The sequence below is a fragment of the Micromonospora zingiberis genome, from assembly GCF_004331455.1.
GTDB classification, from domain to species: Bacteria; Actinomycetota; Actinomycetes; order Mycobacteriales; family Micromonosporaceae; genus Micromonospora; species Micromonospora zingiberis.
The window spans coordinates 225,496-239,881 of sequence record NZ_SJJR01000001.1 but is presented as its reverse complement, the minus strand read 5'-3'; the positions used below and the strand labels follow the sequence as shown (position 1 = coordinate 239,881).

The following is a 14,386-nucleotide window of genomic DNA, read 5'->3' as shown; positions in this document are numbered from 1 at the left end:
GGCCGGCACCGACCCACCGGGCGGTGCCGGCCGTACCAGGCGGAGTCGACTCATCGCCGAGCGCGAGATTCGCCGGGCCGGTACGTCGCACATCGGGCGCTTTCCCGGTAGGTTGCACGCCGTGGAGGAGATCGATCGGGCCATCGTCGCGGCACTGACCGTCGATGGTCGGCTGTCGTACACGGACCTCGCGGAGAAGGTTGGCCTGTCGGTCTCGGCGGTGCATCAGCGGGTACGCCGGCTGGAGCAGCGCGGGGTCGTCAAGGGCTATGCGGCGCGGGTCTCCTTCGAGTCGCTCGACCTGCCGTTGACCGCCTTCGTGGCGATCCGGCCCTTCGACCCCTCGCAGCCCGACGACGCGCCGGAACGGCTCGCTCATCTGCCCGAGATCGACTCGTGCTACTCGGTCGCGGGGGAGGACTTCTACCTGCTGTTGGTGCGGGTGGCCGGCCCGGCCGACCTGGAGCGGGTGCTCCAGGAGATCCGCACCTCGGCCAACGTCACCACCAGGACCACGGTGGTGCTCTCCACCCCCTACGAGCACCGTCCCCCGAAGGTGGCGCAGCCGGCGGACCAGCTCCGGCAGCGTGGCGTCCCGGCCGAGTCGCCCGGCTCGTAGCCGGGTTCGGCGGCCCCGGGGCGGCCGGCCGCCCCGATCCGACGTCGGGGACGAAGCGGGCTCGGCCGCGAGCCGAGGAGATTGTGCCAAATGGGTCGAGATGATCGAGAACACCCGACCCCCGGTGCGGTCGACTCCCCGGATGCGGAGCTAGGATCCATCCCTGATTCTGCGGAAGTGAGACCCGATCATGAGCGGCGGCGGCCGCCCGGTGTCACCTGAATGGTGCCTCGACAGCGGGTCGCTCGGCGTGTCGTCAAGGGGAGGATGAGATGTTCCGACCGCTACGGTCGAGGTTCAGCCACACGGTGTGCGGAGTCCGCTCATGACGCGCATTCTCGTTCGCGCCGGCAAGCACCCGGCAACCGTGCTGTCCCACGAGCAGAGTCTGGCCACCTCGCGGCTGGGTGTGTTCGGGTCGAACTCCGGGAACATGCTGTTCTACAGCGCCGTCTTCCGGGCGCTGAGCGTGCCCGACGCCGAGTTGGTCGCCAACTCGTACGTGCACGAACGCCCGGTGCACCTGGGCCGGTACATCGACCGGACGAACGAGGAGTTCGACCGGTTCGTCCTGCCGATGGCGAATTCCTACCGGGACACGTTCCTGCCGCATCTGGAACGGCTCGCCAAGGTCATCGAGAAGCTGACCATCCCGGTCACGGTGGTCGGCATCGGCGCCCAGCTGCCGTACGGCACCGACTTCGACACCCTCCCCGACGAGTACAAGCGCATCGTCACCCGGTTCACCCGCGCGGTGCTGGACCGCTCCGCCTCGATCGGCGTGCGCGGCGAGTACACCGCCCGGATGTTGAAGTACCTGGGCTTCGGTGACGAGCACGTACGCGTGATCGGCTGCCCGTCGATGTTCGGCAACGGGCCGCTCGGGCCGCTGGTACGCAAGGTCGACCGGCTCAGCTACGACAGTCCACTGGCGATCTCGTACACCCCGAAGGTCAAGGGGGTCGACCGGCTGGTCGAGGCGAACACCAACCGCTACCCCAACAGCGTGATCGTGCCGCAGCAGCACCACCGGCTCGCCCTCATGCTCTGGGGCGAGAACCCGGCCAAGGTCGGCAACAAGCGGATGCCGATCCACACCGACCACCCGTTGTACGAGAACGACCGGATGCGCTTCTTCGTGGACACCTCGACCTGGGTCGAGTTCATGGCCGAGCAGCACTTCGCCTTCGGCACCCGCATCCACGGCAACGTCGCCGCCGTGCTGGCCGGCACGCCGGCGGTCGTGCTGGCCCACGACTCGCGGACGGTCGAACTCGCCGAGTACCACGGCATCCCCTACCGCCTCTACGCGGACCTGCCGCCGGATGTCGACGCGCAGCAGCTCTACCAGGAAGCCGACTTCGACACCTTCGCGCCGCGGCAGGCCCCGACCTTCGAGACCTACCTGCGGTTCCTCGAGCACAACGACCTTGAGCACGTGTTCCAGCCGGGCAAGGAGAACCCCGCCTACGACAAGGCGCTCGCCGCCGCCAAGTTCCCCGGCCCGGTGCACACCCTGATGGCCTCGGACACCGTCGGGCGGCGGCAGATCATGTCGCGCCTGCGCTGGCTGCGGCAGGGCCACGACGGCGACCTGGCCCGACCTGCCTATGACTTCGAACCCCCCTTCCGCGAGCCCCGCGGATACAAGTCACTCGAGGAGCGGGTAACCCAGTTGGAGAAGGAATTGAAGGTGCAGCAGAACTTCCTGGCGAGCTGGCGTGGCCGGGTCAGCCGGGTGCTGCGGATGAACGGTACGTCGACGGGCGCTGGGCGGTGACCGGCAAGTCCGGACTGCGTGGGTGGCTGGCGGGCCGGCTACCCACCCTGTCGGCCGAGGTGGCGGCGCTGATCGCCCTGCTGCTGGCGGCGGTGGCGGCCTCCCCGCTGTGGGCGCTGGCCCCGGCCCTGGTCGCGGTCGGTCTGCTCGGCTACACCTGGCGTAACGCACTGCGCGGCGGCTCGGTTCCCTCCGGGTCGACCGTGGTGACCCGCCTGCTCCTGCTGGCCTGCGCCTACCTGCTCGGCGTGGTGCACAGCGGGCAAGACGTCGCCCTGGCGCTGGGTGTCGGTGGTGCTGCCCTGGCGATCCTCGCCGAGCCGGCGGTGTCGGCCACCTCCCGCTCGGTCTATCCGGTCTCGGCGAACCTGCGCGGCAGCGGCCTGCGGCCCAACCTGCGCCCCAACACCAGCCGGGCGGTGCTGGTCAACGGCGTCGCGGTGGTGGTCGCGCTCGGTTGCGCGTTCCTCGGCGCCCCCGGGGTGGTCGCGCTGGTGGTGTCGGCCGCGGCGCTCGCGCTGCTGGCGTTCACCGGCTGGCAGGCGGTGACCCGGGTACAGGCCCGGCACGCCAGCGAGACGAGGCTGAACGCGGCGCTGGCCGCCTACGAGCCGGCCTTCCTGCTGCACTGGGAGGCACCGGCCGGGACCGCGTACCAGGTCGCGATGTGGCTGCCCTATCTGGAGCGGCTCGGCAAGAAGTACTTCGTGCTGGTGCGTTCCGAGGCCAACTTCAACGAGGTGGTGCGCCTGACCACGGCGCCGGTGGTGCTGCGGACGGGGTTGACCCAGCTCGACGACGTCATCGTCCCGTCGCTGCGGGCGGCCTTCTACGTGAACACCGCGACGAGGAACAACCACCTCGTCCGGTACACGAACCTGACGCACATCCAGCTCAACCACGGCGACAGCGACAAGGTGCCGAGCCACAACCCGGTCTTCCGGATGTACGACAAGAACTTCGTCGCCGGCCAGGCCGCGGTCGACCGGTTCGCGGCCAACGGCGTGCGCATGCCGGCGGAGATGTTCAGCATCGTGGGTCGTCCGCAGGTGGAGAACGTCGCCATCGCCACCACGCCGATCGCCTCGATCACCGCTCCCCGGGTCCTGTACGCCCCGACCTGGGCCGGCTTCTACGCCGACTCGAACTACTCGTCGCTGCACGTCGGCTACGACATCATCAAGGCGTTGGTGGCCCGGGGATGCAGCATCGTCTTCCGGCCGCATCCGTACACGATGCGCTCGGCGGCGTTGTTGCAGGAGTCCGAGCGGATCAAGACGCTGCTCGCCGAGGACCGCCGGGCCAACGGTCGGCCGCACGTGTTCGGCCCCGAGGCCGAGACGAAGATGTCGGTGGTGGACTGCTTCAACGCCTCGGACGCGATGGTGTCGGACGTGTCCAGTGTGGTGGCCGACTACCTGTTCTCGGAGAAGCCGTTCGCCATGGTCGCGGTCTCGACGCCGGGGGACCGGTTCACGGACGCCTTCCCGCTGGCCCGGGCGTCGTATGTGATCGACGCGCACAGCGGTCGGGTGGCGAATCTCGACCTGGTCCTGGACGACCTGTTGGGCAGCGATCCGCTCGCGGCGACCCGGCACGACCTGAAGAAGTACTACCTCGGCGACATCCCGGCGGAGGGGTACGCGCAGCACTTCCTCGACGAGGCGGGTCGTTACCTCTGATCTGACGGGTGACTGGCTCCGGTACCGGCGTGGCACGCGCTGGACCGGGGCCAGTCGTCGTTGGTGGGGGGCCGGTCAGTGCCGGGCTGTCGAGGCGGCGGGCGCGGTCGGCGGGGCGGGGGTGTGGTTCCAGCGGAGGATGACCCGCCGCCCGTGTTCGTGGCCGAGCAGGCTGAGGGTGGCGGTGTCCAGACGCAGCAGTCCGCCGGCCGACGGCGGCAGGCCGACCCAGCGCGCGCCCAGGACACGCAGCGAGTGGGCGTGTCCGACGAGGGCGACGGAGCCCCGGTCGAGTAGCGGATGCAGCCGGTGGAGCAGGCGGTCGACGCGTTCGCCGACCTCGCTGGGGGACTCCCCGGCGGGGCATCCGTCGGTCCAGACGTTCCAACTCGGATGGTCGTGGTGGATCTCGTCGGTGGTCCGTCCCTCGTATTCGCCGTAGTTCCATTCGGCCAGGTCCTCGTCGGTGTCGGCGATGGTCAGGCCGGCCAGTTGGGCGGTGCGTACCGCCCGCAGGCGGGGGCTGCTCAGCACCGCGACGTAGCGCTGGTCGGCCAGGGCGGGAGCGAGGGCGCGGGCCTGTCGCTCGCCGTCGGGGGTCAGCTCCAGGTCGGTGTACGAGGTGTGCCGGTGGCTGGTGCTCCAGGCGGTCGCGCCGTGCCGGACGAGCGTGATCTGTCCCATTGGCCCAGTTAACCAGCCGCCGCGAATCCCCGATCACCTAGCTTCCTAGGACGCCTTACGCGATGTGCCACCCGGCACGGGTTTCCGTCCGCGAGCCCGGGGGACACCAACACGGAGGGGCGCCACGCCCCAGGCGGAGCAGAGGAGGCGACATGAGCTTCACCGACAAGGCGAAGAACAAGGTCGAAGAGATGAGCGGCGCCGCCAAGGAGCGCATCGGCGACATGACCGACAACGAGCGCATGCGCGCTGAGGGTGCCGGCGCACAGGCCGAGGCCCGGGCGCGGCAGGCCGGTGAGAACGTCAAGGACGCCGGCCGTGACGCCAAGGACGCGTTCACCCGGTGACGCGCCAATGGAAGAGGGCCGCCGGACAGATCCGGCGGCCCTCTTCGTACGTGCGGTGGTCGTGGGTCAGTCGTCGCGGTGGGTCCGCCACCACTGCTGACCGGCCTCCGGCAGCGTGTCGATCGGGTCGTAGTAGGCGTACCGCTTGCTGAGCGCGGCCAGGTCGGCGGACTCGATCGAGGTGCGGTAGTTCTTGGTCCAGTACGAGATGCCGCGTTCGCGGTCGTACTCGGTGACCATGTGGACCCAACGCTTGCCGACGAACGGCACGTCACAGACGATCCGTGGGGTGGCGTAGCCGGGCAGGTAACCCATGATGTCGTGCTGGAGCTGTTGGGCGTGCCAGACCGGGACCCGCCAGTGCTCGGCGTTGGGGATCATGTCGCACATGTAGAAGTAGTACGGCAGGATGCCGGCTTCGCCCTGGAGGCCGAAGCAGAGGTCGAGCAGGTCCTTGCTGGTGGCGTTGACGCCGCGCATCAGGACGCCCTGGTTGCGTACGTCGCGGACGCCGACGTCCAGTGCCGTCTGGGCGGCCTTGGCGACCAGTGGGGTCAGCGACTGGGCGTGGTTGACGTGGGTGTGGATGGCCAGGTTGACGCCGCGCCGGGCGGCGGTGCGGGCGACCCGTTCCAGTCCCTCGACGACGTCGGGCTGGAGCCAGTGCTGGGGCAGGCCCATGAGGGCCTTGGTGGCGAGCCGGATGTCGCGGATGGTCTCGATCTCCAGCAGGCGCATGAGGTAGGACTCGAGGTTGCGCCAGGGCACGTTGGCCACGTCGCCGCCGGAGACGACCACGTCGCGGACGCCGGGGTGGGCCTTGAGGTAGGTGATGTGGGCGTCGTACCGGTCGACGGGCTTGAGGGTGAGCTTGAGTTTGTCGACCGTGGGGGTGGAGTTGCCGACCAGGTCCATGCGGGTGCAGTGGCCGCAGTACTGGGGGCAGGTGGAGAGCAGTTCGGCGAGCACCTTGGTGGGGTAGCGGTGGGTGAGGCCCTCGGCGACCCACATGTCGTGTTCGTGCAGGGAGTCGCGGCTGGCGTACGGGTGTGACGGCCAGTCGGTGCGCCGGTCGGAGGCGACCGGGATCATGTATCGCCGGATCGGGTCGGCCAGCAGCGCCTCGGTGGTCGGCGGGGCGAGCGGCACCATGGTGTTGATCATCTGGGGTGGTACCAGCATCGACATGGTGGCCAGGGCGTGCTGGTCGGCTTCCAGGTCGGCGTAGAAGGTCTCGTCGACGGTGTCGCCGAGCACGGTGCGTAGCTGTTTGACGTTCTTGACGCAGTTGACGCGCTGCCATTGGGCGTTTTCCCACTGGTCGCGGGTGACGTGGCGCCAGCCGGGGAAGCGGGTCCAGTCGGGTTCGACGAGTGGGGCGCGGCGGTATTCGTAGGGCTGGCCGGTGTTGGTGGTGGGGGCCGGCGGGGTTGCCGGGGTGCTCTGCACCGGCGGGTGGGTCTGGGTCACGGCCCCTCCTGATGGTTGTGGCTGATCAACGACCCCCGAAGGGTACTGGAAATTATCCGGTGAAGAAATTATTCTGCCGTAAGTTTTCCCGCCACGCGAGCCTCGGTCGGAGGTTCAGGCGGCCGGACAGGGGAGGTCGGCGTGACGTCACCGGTGGGTCTGCACCGCGTCGTGGAACCGGCGGGGGTGCTGCCGCAGGCGGCCTGGCGGCTGGACGCACGGCCGGAGATCGCGCCGAACGAGGTGCGGATCCGGGTCGAGCGGCTGAACCTGGACGCGGCGAGTTTCCGCCAGTTGTTCGAGAAGCACGGTGGTGACGGTGCCGCGGTCCGCGCCGAGGTGCTGGAGATCATCTCGACGCGGGGGAAGATGCAGAACCCGGTGACCGGGTCGGGTGGCATGTTGATCGGCACGGTCGAGGAGGCCGGCCGGCGTTCGCCGCTGGGCCTCAAGGCGGGTGAGCGGATCGCCACGTTGGTGTCGCTGACGTTGACGCCGCTGGTGGTGACGGACGGGCTGGCGCGTTGGGACGGGCGCAGCGAGCAGGTGCCGTGTGACGGGTGGGCGATCCTGTTCGCCCGGTCGATCGCGGCGGTGTTGCCGGAGGATCTGGATCCGCAGTTGTCGCTGGCGGTGCTGGACGTGTGTGGTGCGCCGGCGTTGACGGCGCGGATGGTGTCGCGGTACGTGGCGGAGCGGGCGGGGGATGCGCGGCCGGTGTCGGTGGCGGTGATCGGCGGTGCGGGTAAGAGTGGCTCGTTGTCGTTGGCCGCCGCGCGGCAGGCGGGGGCGGGCCGTACGGTCGGGGTGGTGCCGGTGGCGGCGGAGCGCGACGCGTTGGTGGCGGCGGCGCTGGCGGATGCGGTGGTGTTGGCCGATGCCCGGGATCCGGTGGCGTTGTCCACGGCGGTGACCTCGGCGCTGGGGGTGCCGGCGGACGTGACGGTGGTCTGTGTGGATGTGCCGGGCTGTGAGCATGGGGCGGTGCTGGCGACGGCGGACGGCGGCACGGTGATCTTTTTCTCGATGGCGACGAGTTTCGCGGCGGCGGCGTTGGGGGCCGAGGGCCTGGCGGCGGACGTGACGATGCTGGTGGGGAACGGGTACGTGCCGGGGCACGCGGAGTTGGCGTTGGGGTTGTTGCGCGGGGAGCCGGGGGTGCGTGGGCTCTTCGAGGCGCGGCTGGCGGCAGACTGAGGCCATGACGAACAACCCCTCGACGTTGTACCGCGGTGGAGTGCTGCACTGTCCGGCGGATCCGTCCGCGACGGCGCTGTTGGTGCGGGATGGGCGGATTGCCTGGTTGGGTGCGGACGCGGATGCGCCGGCCGCGGACCGGGTGGTGGAGTTGGCCGGTGCGTTGGTGACGCCGGCTTTCGTGGACGCGCACGTGCATGTCAGCGATACCGGGCTGGCGTTGTCGGGGCTTGACCTGTCCGGGGTGCGTTCGGCTGGTGAGTTGTTGGACGCGGTGTCGGCGTTCGCGGTGGGGTTGCCGGTGGACGCGGTGGTGTTGGGGCACGGTTGGGACGAGTCGACGTGGGCGGTGCCAACTCCGCCGGGGGCGGCGGAGTTGGGGCGGGCGGCCGGTGGGCGGCGGGTGTACCTGTCGCAGGCGTCGATTCATTCGGCGGTGGTGTCGTCGGCGTTGCTGGCGGCGTGTCCGGAGGCGGCGGCCGTGCCGGGGTACGACGAGTCGGGGTGGTTGCGGCTGGACGCGCACCATGTGGTGCGGGCGGTGGCGCGTGCTTCGGTGACGCGGGCGCAGCGGGTGGCGGCGCAGCGGGTGGCGCTTGAGCATGCGGCGTCGTTGGGGATCGCGGCGGTGCACGAGTGCGGTGGGCCGGAGATCTCCGACGAGGAGGACTTCACGGGGCTGTTGGCGTTGTCCGGTGCGGGGGTGCCGGAGGTGTACGGGTACTGGGGTGAGTTGGGTGGTGCGGCGCGGGCTCGGGAGTTGGGTGCGGTCGGGGCCGGGGGTGATCTGTTCGCGGATGGGGCGTTGGGGTCGCGTACGGCGTATCTGTCGCAGGCGTATGTCGATGGTGACGGGTGTGGTCATGGGTATCTGAGCGCGGAGCAGGTGCGTGATCACCTGTTGGACTGTGCGGCGCAGGGGATGCAGGGCGGGTTCCATGCGATCGGGGATGCGGCGATTTCGACGGTGCTGGCGGGTTTCGCGGCGGCGGCGCGGCGGCTGGGTACGGATCGGGTGCGTGCGGCGCGGCATCGGGTGGAGCATGCGGAGGTCATGGATCGGCGGTTGATCGCCGGGTTCGTGGAGTTCGGGGTGGTGGCGTCGATGCAGCCGGCGTTCGACCGGTTGTGGGGTGGCGCGGGTCGGATGTACGAGGCGCGGTTGGGGTTGGCGCGGTCGTTGGCGTCGAATCCGATGGGGGCGATGCACGCGGTGGGGGTGGCGTTGGCGTTCGGTTCGGATTCGCCGGTGACGCCGTTGGATCCGTGGGGTTCGGTGCGGGCGGCGGCGGCGCATCACAGTCCGGTGCAGCGGATGAGTGTTCGGGCGGCGTTCGCGGCGCATTCGCGGGGTGGGTGGCGGGCGGTGCACCTGGACAGCGAGGGGGTGTTGGCGTTGGGGGCGCCGGCGACGTTCGCGGTGTGGTCGACGCCGGCGGGGGTGGAGCGGGGTTTGCCGGTGTTGCAGGCGGAGGATCCGGAGTTGCGTGGCGCGCAGGATCCGACGCCGTTGCCGGTGTGTCGGGCGACGGTGCTGCGCGGTGACGTGATCTATCAGGAGGGCGTTTTGTGACAGGGAAGCTTGGGTTGGATCCGGCGCTGGTGGCGCGGGCGCGGGAGTTGGCGCGGCGGGCCGGGCGGCCGGTGGTGGAGTTGGCGCGTAGCCACACCACGGTGTCGGTGGAGCGGGCCGTGTTGCGGTTGGCGGGGGTGTCCGGCGCCGATCCGGATGGCATTCCGTGGGTGAACCGGCTGGTGGATGCCGTGGTGGCGGATGTGGGGTTGGGGCACGGGGTGGCGGTGCCGGTGTTCGACGCCCTTGTCCGGGAGGGCATCACGGATGTCACGTTGCTGGCGCAGAAGGCGGCGGCCGGGTCGGTGCGGTTCGACCAGCCGACCGGGCGGGCGGCGACGGCTGCGCGGCGGGCGGCGCGTAGGTCGGTCGGGGTGGGAGTTCGGCGGGTCGATCGGCGGCGGGCGGAGCGGGATCGGTTGGTGAAGCGGTACGGGGATCCGGCGCAGCGGCCGTGGATCTATCTGATCGTGGCGACGGGGGACATCTACGAGGACATTCCGCAGGCGCAGGCGGCGGCGCGGGCTGGTGCGGACGTGATCGCGGTGATCCGTTCGACGGGGCAGTCGTTGTTGGACTATGTGCCGGAGGGGGCGACGCGGGAGGGGTTCGCGGGGACGTACGCGACGCAGGAGAACTTCCGGTTGATGCGGGCGGCGTTGGATGTGTCGTCGAGGGAGTTGGGCCGGTATGTGCGGTTGACGAACTACGCGTCGGGCCTGTGTATGCCGGAGATGGCGACCCTCGCCGGTCTTGAGCGGTTGGACATGATGCTCAACGACTCGATGTACGGGATTCTGTTCCGGGACATCAACCCGATTCGCACGTTCGTGGATCAGCGGTTCTCGCGGCAGGTGCACGCCCGGGCGGGGATCATCATCAACACCGGTGAGGACAACTACCTGACCACTGCGGACGCGGTGGACGAGGCGCACACGGTGACGGTGTCGCAGCTGCTGAACGAGTATTTCGCGCATGAGGCGGGGTTGGCGGACTGGCAGTTGGGGTTGGGGCACGCGTTCGAGATCAACCCGGATGTGCCGGAGTCGTTGCGGTTGGAGTTGGCGCACGCGTTGTTGGCGCGGGAGTTGTTTCCGGATGCGCCGTTGAAGTGGATGCCGCCGACGAAGCACATGACCGGTGACGTGTTCCGGGGCAATCTGCTCGACGGGTTCTTCAACCTGGTCGGTGCGATGACCGGGCAGGGCATTCTGCTGGTGGGGATGATGACCGAGGCGGTGGTGACGCCGTGGTTGTCGGATCGGGACATCGCGGTGCAGAACGTGCGGTATGTGTTGGGTGCGGCGGGTGGGTTGCACGAGGATTTCGTGCCGGCGTCGGGTGGGTTCATCCAGCAGCGCGCGAATCGGGTTCTCGGTGAGGCGGTGGACCTGCTGGAGCGTATCGGTGAGCAGTCGTTGTTGTCGGCGATCGCCGAGGGCACTTTCGGGATCATGAAGCGGCCGGCGGACCGGGGTAAGGGTCTGGCCGGGGTGGCGCGGCACGAGGCCGATTACTACAACCCGGCCACGGAGATCCTGGAGGCGGCATGAGCACGGTGGAGCGGAAGATCGTGCGGCCGTACGGGGACACCACCGGTGACGGCATGGTGCAGGTGTCGTTCACGTTGCCGGTGCCGCATGACAAGCGGGCCGAGGGTGCGGCGGTCCAGTTGGCCAACAAGATGGGCATGGATCCGGCGATGCTGGTGCACGCGAAGCAGATGGGTGACGGGTTCACCTTCTTCGTGGTGTATGGGCGGGTGAACCATCTGGTGGACCTGGCGGCGGTGCAGGTGGTGGAGCGGGATTTTCCGCTGCTGGGTGCCAAGGAGGTCAACGCGGTGGTGAAGCAGAAGCTGCGGCGCAAGTTGTCGGTGGTGGGGGCGTGTATCGGTACGGACGCGCACACGGTGGGCATCGACGCGATCCTCAACGTGAAGGGCATCGCGGGGGAGAAGGGCCTGGAGTACTACCGGGAGCTGAAGGTCACCAACCTGGGGGCGCAGGTCAGTGTGCCGGAGTTGGTGGAGGCGGCCCGGCAGGAGCGGGCTGACGCGGTGCTGGTGTCGCAGGTGGTCACGCAGCGGGACGCGCATCTGCACAACACCCGGGAGATGTCCGCGGCGTTCCGGGAGGCGTTGCCGGCGGGGAAGCGGCCGTTGCTGATCGTCGGCGGGCCGCGGTTCGACGAGACGATGACCGGCGAGTTGGGGGTGGACCGGATTTTCGGTCGGGGTACCACGCCGGGTGAGGTGGCCAGTTACCTGGTCCACGCGTTGATCACGAACAAGAGGGCGAAGTGATGAGTGATTCCCGGGTCGGGTTGACCGTGACGCATCGGCGGTATGTGCCGTATTCGCATGCCCACTATGCCGGCAACCTGGTCGACGGTGCGTACGCGTTGGGTTTGTTCGGTGACGTGGCCACGGAGGTGTGTATCCGTACCGATGGGGACGAGGGTTTGTTCGCCTCCTATTCGGATGTGCAGTTCCGGGCGCCGATGCGGGCCGGGGACGTGTTGGAGGTGGTGGCGACGGTGACGCGGGTGGGTAGCCGCAGCCGCACCATCGACTTCGAGGCGCGGGTGGTGTGTCGGGGGCGTCCGGATCGTGGCGAGTCGGCGGCCGAGGTGTTGGCGGAGCCGGTGGTGGCGGTGACGGCGACCGGCACGGTGGTCGTTCCGCCGGTGGGGTGAGCGTCGCGGTCTGCGCCGACGTCGGTTCGACGTTCACGAAGGTCGCGGTGGTCGATCTGGACGGTGGTGGTCTGGTCGCGGCGGCGTCGGCGCGTACGTCGGTGGACACTGACGTGTTGCATGGGTTGGATGCGGCGGTCGGTGCGGCGGTGGCGGGTCTGGGGGCGCGGGACGTGCCCTGGTTCGTGTGTTCGTCGGCCGGGGGTGGGCTGCGGTTGGCGGTGGTGGGTTACGAGCCGCTGGTGACCGCGCAGGCGGGTCGGCGGGTCGGTTTGTCGGCGGGTGCGGACGTGGTGCATGTGGCCGCCGGTCGGCTTGGTCGGGTCGAGTTGACGGCGTTGCGGGCGGCCCGCCCGGACGTGGTGCTGCTGGTCGGTGGTACCGACGGTGGGGACGCCGAGACGTTGACGCACAACGCGACCCGGTTGGCGCGGGCCCGTTTCCGGGTGCCGGTGGTGTTGGCGGGCAATGTCGACGTCCGCGACGAGTTGCGTGCGCTGCTGGTGTCGGCGGGGGTGCCGGTGACGGTGGCCGACAATGTGCTGCCCCGGATCGGGGTGTTGGCGCCGTTGTCGGCGCGGGAGGCGATCCGGCAGGTGTTCCTGCGGCACGTCATCGGTGGTAAACGGTTGTCGCGGGGTGGTCGGTTCGCCGGGTTGGTGCGGGCGGCGACGCCGGACGCGGTGTTGACCGGGGTGGAGGCGTTGGCCGAGGTCGCCGGTGGTGACCTGGTGGTGGTGGATGTGGGTGGGGCCACCACGGACGTGTATTCGGTGTTGACGCCGGACGAGCGGGCCAGCGGGCCGGGCCGGGAGGTGGCCGGTTCGTTGTGGCGGGCCCGGACGGTCGAGGGTGATCTGGGGATGCGGTGGAGTGCTCCCGGGGTGGTGCGGGCCGCGGTCGAGGAGCGGCTGGTGGGGGAGGCGGAGCGGGTCGAGTTGGTGGTGGCGGCGGCGCTGCGGGCCGCCGATCCGGGGTGGTTGCCCGCTGACGGTGCGGGGCGGGCGGTCGACGCGCGGATCGCGGCGTTGGCGGCGACGGTGGCGTTGCGTCGGCATGCCCGTGGGGTCGGTACCGGGGAGCGGTCCGGGCGGGATCTGCGGGACGTGCGGTTGCTGGTCGGGTCGGGTGGGGTGCTGCGGCACGCCCCGGACAACGACGGGACCGGTGTGTTGGACGCGGTGTTGACCGATCATGCCGGTGGGTGGGCGTTGCCCCGGGCGGCGCGGTCGGTGGTGGACACCGACTACGTGTTGGCCGCGGCGGGGCTGCTGGTGGGGGACCATCCGGTGGCGGCGCGGGGATTGCTGCGTCCACTGCTGGGCTGACGGGGTGTGTCGGTGCGGGTGCGGTGGGTGGCTGCCGCTGCGACACGCCGGGGTGCGGCGACGACTCGTCGGTGGTGGGTTGACAAGGGCGGGGGTGGGCCACGTACCGTCTTTGAGTCCTACCACGGGAAGCGGCTGTTGTTCGCTTCGTCCCTTCGTCCGCTGGCCGAGCGACACGATGTCGCGGCGGCCAGGTCCAGCGGGCGGGGGTCGGCGGGGCGGCGCGAACCGGCCGCGGTTACCGGTGTATGGGCAGGGTGAGGTGCACGGCCAGTAGACAACGGCCCGACGGGGGCAGCCAGTCGCCGTCCGGTCGGTCCGAAGGTCGTCGTGCCCCATTCTCGCCCCACCGGCCGGGAAGGGGCCTGGGAGCATCGGGGCGCGGCGTGAGCCGCGCCCCGACTTGGTGTGGTGGGTACGGTCGTTCAGTTGGTGGCGGGGCGGGCGCGTACGTGCAGCCGTTCACCCTGCGGGCCGAACAGGTTGAGTACCTCGGTGGGTTCCGGCCCGGGGTTGGTGACGCAGTGCGGGGTCCGGGTGTCGAACTCGGCCACCTCGCCCGGTTCGAGAATCAGGTCGTGGTCGCCGAGTCGTAGGCGCAGCCGGCCGGAGAGTACGTAGAGCCATTCGTAGCCCTCGTGGGACTGTGGTTGCGGGTCGGCGGGGGTGTACGGGGGCAGGATCTGTTTGAACGCCTGTAGCCCGCCGGGACGGCGGGTCAGCGGCAGGAACGTCATGCCGTGCCGGACGATGGCGCGGGGTCGTACCCGGGGGTCGCCGACGGCCGGGGCGCCGACCAGTTCGTCCAGCGGCACCTGGTGGGCGCGGGCCAGTGGCAGCAGCAGTTCCAGGGTGGGGCGGCGGTGTCCCGATTCGAGTCGGGACAGGGTGCTCACCGAGATGCCGGTGGTGTCGGCGAGTTCGCTCAGTGTGGTGCCGCGTTGCTTGCGCAGCGCCCTCAGTCGGGGTCCCACCGCCGCCAGCACCGCCACCTCGTCGTTTGCCATAG

13 protein-coding genes are annotated in these 14,386 nt (G+C 70.0%); 10 read left to right on the top strand and 3 right to left on the bottom strand.

The window, feature by feature from the left end; translation table 11 throughout:
* Window positions 1–121 precede the first annotated feature (121 nt).
* From E0H26_RS01090 to E0H26_RS01080, 3 genes are all read left to right on the top strand, one after another.
* Window positions 122–619 carry an Lrp/AsnC family transcriptional regulator gene (locus E0H26_RS01090; RefSeq protein WP_131299689.1) on the top strand — a complete coding sequence of 166 codons (498 nt, stop codon included), beginning with the start codon at window positions 122–124 and terminating at the stop codon, window positions 617–619.
* A 325-nt stretch (window positions 620–944) separates the two neighbouring features.
* Window positions 945–2,399 carry a polysaccharide pyruvyl transferase family protein gene (locus tag E0H26_RS01085; protein WP_131299687.1) on the top strand — a complete coding sequence of 485 codons (1,455 nt, stop codon included), beginning with the start codon at window positions 945–947 and terminating at the stop codon, window positions 2,397–2,399.
* Window positions 2,396–4,081 (top strand): CDP-glycerol glycerophosphotransferase family protein, encoded by a 1,686-nt coding sequence (locus E0H26_RS01080; RefSeq protein WP_131299684.1) that lies wholly within the window; start codon window positions 2,396–2,398, stop codon window positions 4,079–4,081. Before E0H26_RS01085 ends, E0H26_RS01080 begins: the two co-directional genes overlap by 4 nt.
* A 75-nt stretch (window positions 4,082–4,156) precedes the next feature.
* Here the strand turns inward: E0H26_RS01080 and E0H26_RS01075 are convergent, their stop codons facing one another.
* The gene (locus E0H26_RS01075) at window positions 4,157–4,765 is read right to left on the bottom strand and encodes a histidine phosphatase family protein (protein ID WP_131299681.1); all 609 of its coding nucleotides are present in this window, start codon (window positions 4,763–4,765) and stop codon (window positions 4,157–4,159) included.
* A 152-nt stretch (window positions 4,766–4,917) separates the two neighbouring features.
* On the opposite strand from E0H26_RS01075, the gene E0H26_RS01070 reads away from it, so the two are divergent.
* Window positions 4,918–5,112: a CsbD family protein gene (locus tag E0H26_RS01070; protein WP_131299679.1), complete on the top strand. Its 195-nt coding sequence runs from the start codon at window positions 4,918–4,920 to the stop codon at window positions 5,110–5,112.
* 66 nt (window positions 5,113–5,178) lie between these two features.
* Here E0H26_RS01070 and E0H26_RS01065 read toward each other — a convergent pair whose 3' ends face one another.
* Complete coding sequence (locus tag E0H26_RS01065) at window positions 5,179–6,582, bottom strand: KamA family radical SAM protein (protein ID WP_131299676.1); 1,404 nt, start codon at window positions 6,580–6,582, stop codon at window positions 5,179–5,181.
* 141 nt (window positions 6,583–6,723) lie between these two features.
* Between E0H26_RS01065 and kdd the strand changes: the two genes are divergently transcribed.
* From kdd to E0H26_RS01035, 6 genes are read left to right on the top strand one after another with little or no spacing between them, the layout of a single operon-like run.
* The gene (gene kdd / locus E0H26_RS01060; protein ID WP_131299673.1) at window positions 6,724–7,779 is read left to right on the top strand and encodes an L-erythro-3,5-diaminohexanoate dehydrogenase; all 1,056 of its coding nucleotides are present in this window, start codon (window positions 6,724–6,726) and stop codon (window positions 7,777–7,779) included.
* A 4-nt stretch (window positions 7,780–7,783) separates the two neighbouring features.
* Window positions 7,784–9,352, top strand: coding sequence for an amidohydrolase (locus tag E0H26_RS01055; RefSeq protein WP_131299670.1), 1,569 nt, complete (start codon window positions 7,784–7,786; stop codon window positions 9,350–9,352).
* The gene (gene kamD / locus E0H26_RS01050) at window positions 9,349–10,905 is read left to right on the top strand and encodes a lysine 5,6-aminomutase subunit alpha (RefSeq protein WP_131299667.1); all 1,557 of its coding nucleotides are present in this window, start codon (window positions 9,349–9,351) and stop codon (window positions 10,903–10,905) included. The genes E0H26_RS01055 and kamD overlap by 4 nt, the downstream gene beginning before the upstream one ends.
* Window positions 10,902–11,657, top strand: a complete 756-nt coding sequence (gene kamE / locus E0H26_RS01045) for a lysine 5,6-aminomutase subunit beta (protein ID WP_131299664.1) — start codon at window positions 10,902–10,904, stop codon at window positions 11,655–11,657. Before kamD ends, kamE begins: the two co-directional genes overlap by 4 nt.
* On the top strand, window positions 11,657–12,049 hold the full coding sequence (gene kal, locus E0H26_RS01040) for a 3-aminobutyryl-CoA ammonia lyase (protein WP_131299662.1): 393 nt from the start codon (window positions 11,657–11,659) through the stop codon (window positions 12,047–12,049). The genes kamE and kal overlap by 1 nt, the downstream gene beginning before the upstream one ends.
* Entirely contained in the window at window positions 12,046–13,377 is a 1,332-nt protein-coding gene (locus E0H26_RS01035; protein ID WP_131299659.1) for a glutamate mutase L, read from the top strand. Before kal ends, E0H26_RS01035 begins: the two co-directional genes overlap by 4 nt.
* Window positions 13,378–13,802: 425 nt before the next feature.
* Here E0H26_RS01035 and E0H26_RS01030 read toward each other — a convergent pair whose 3' ends face one another.
* Entirely contained in the window at window positions 13,803–14,384 is a 582-nt protein-coding gene (locus E0H26_RS01030; RefSeq protein ID WP_131299656.1) for a helix-turn-helix domain-containing protein, read from the bottom strand.
* Between the last annotated feature and the right edge of the window lie 2 nt (window positions 14,385–14,386).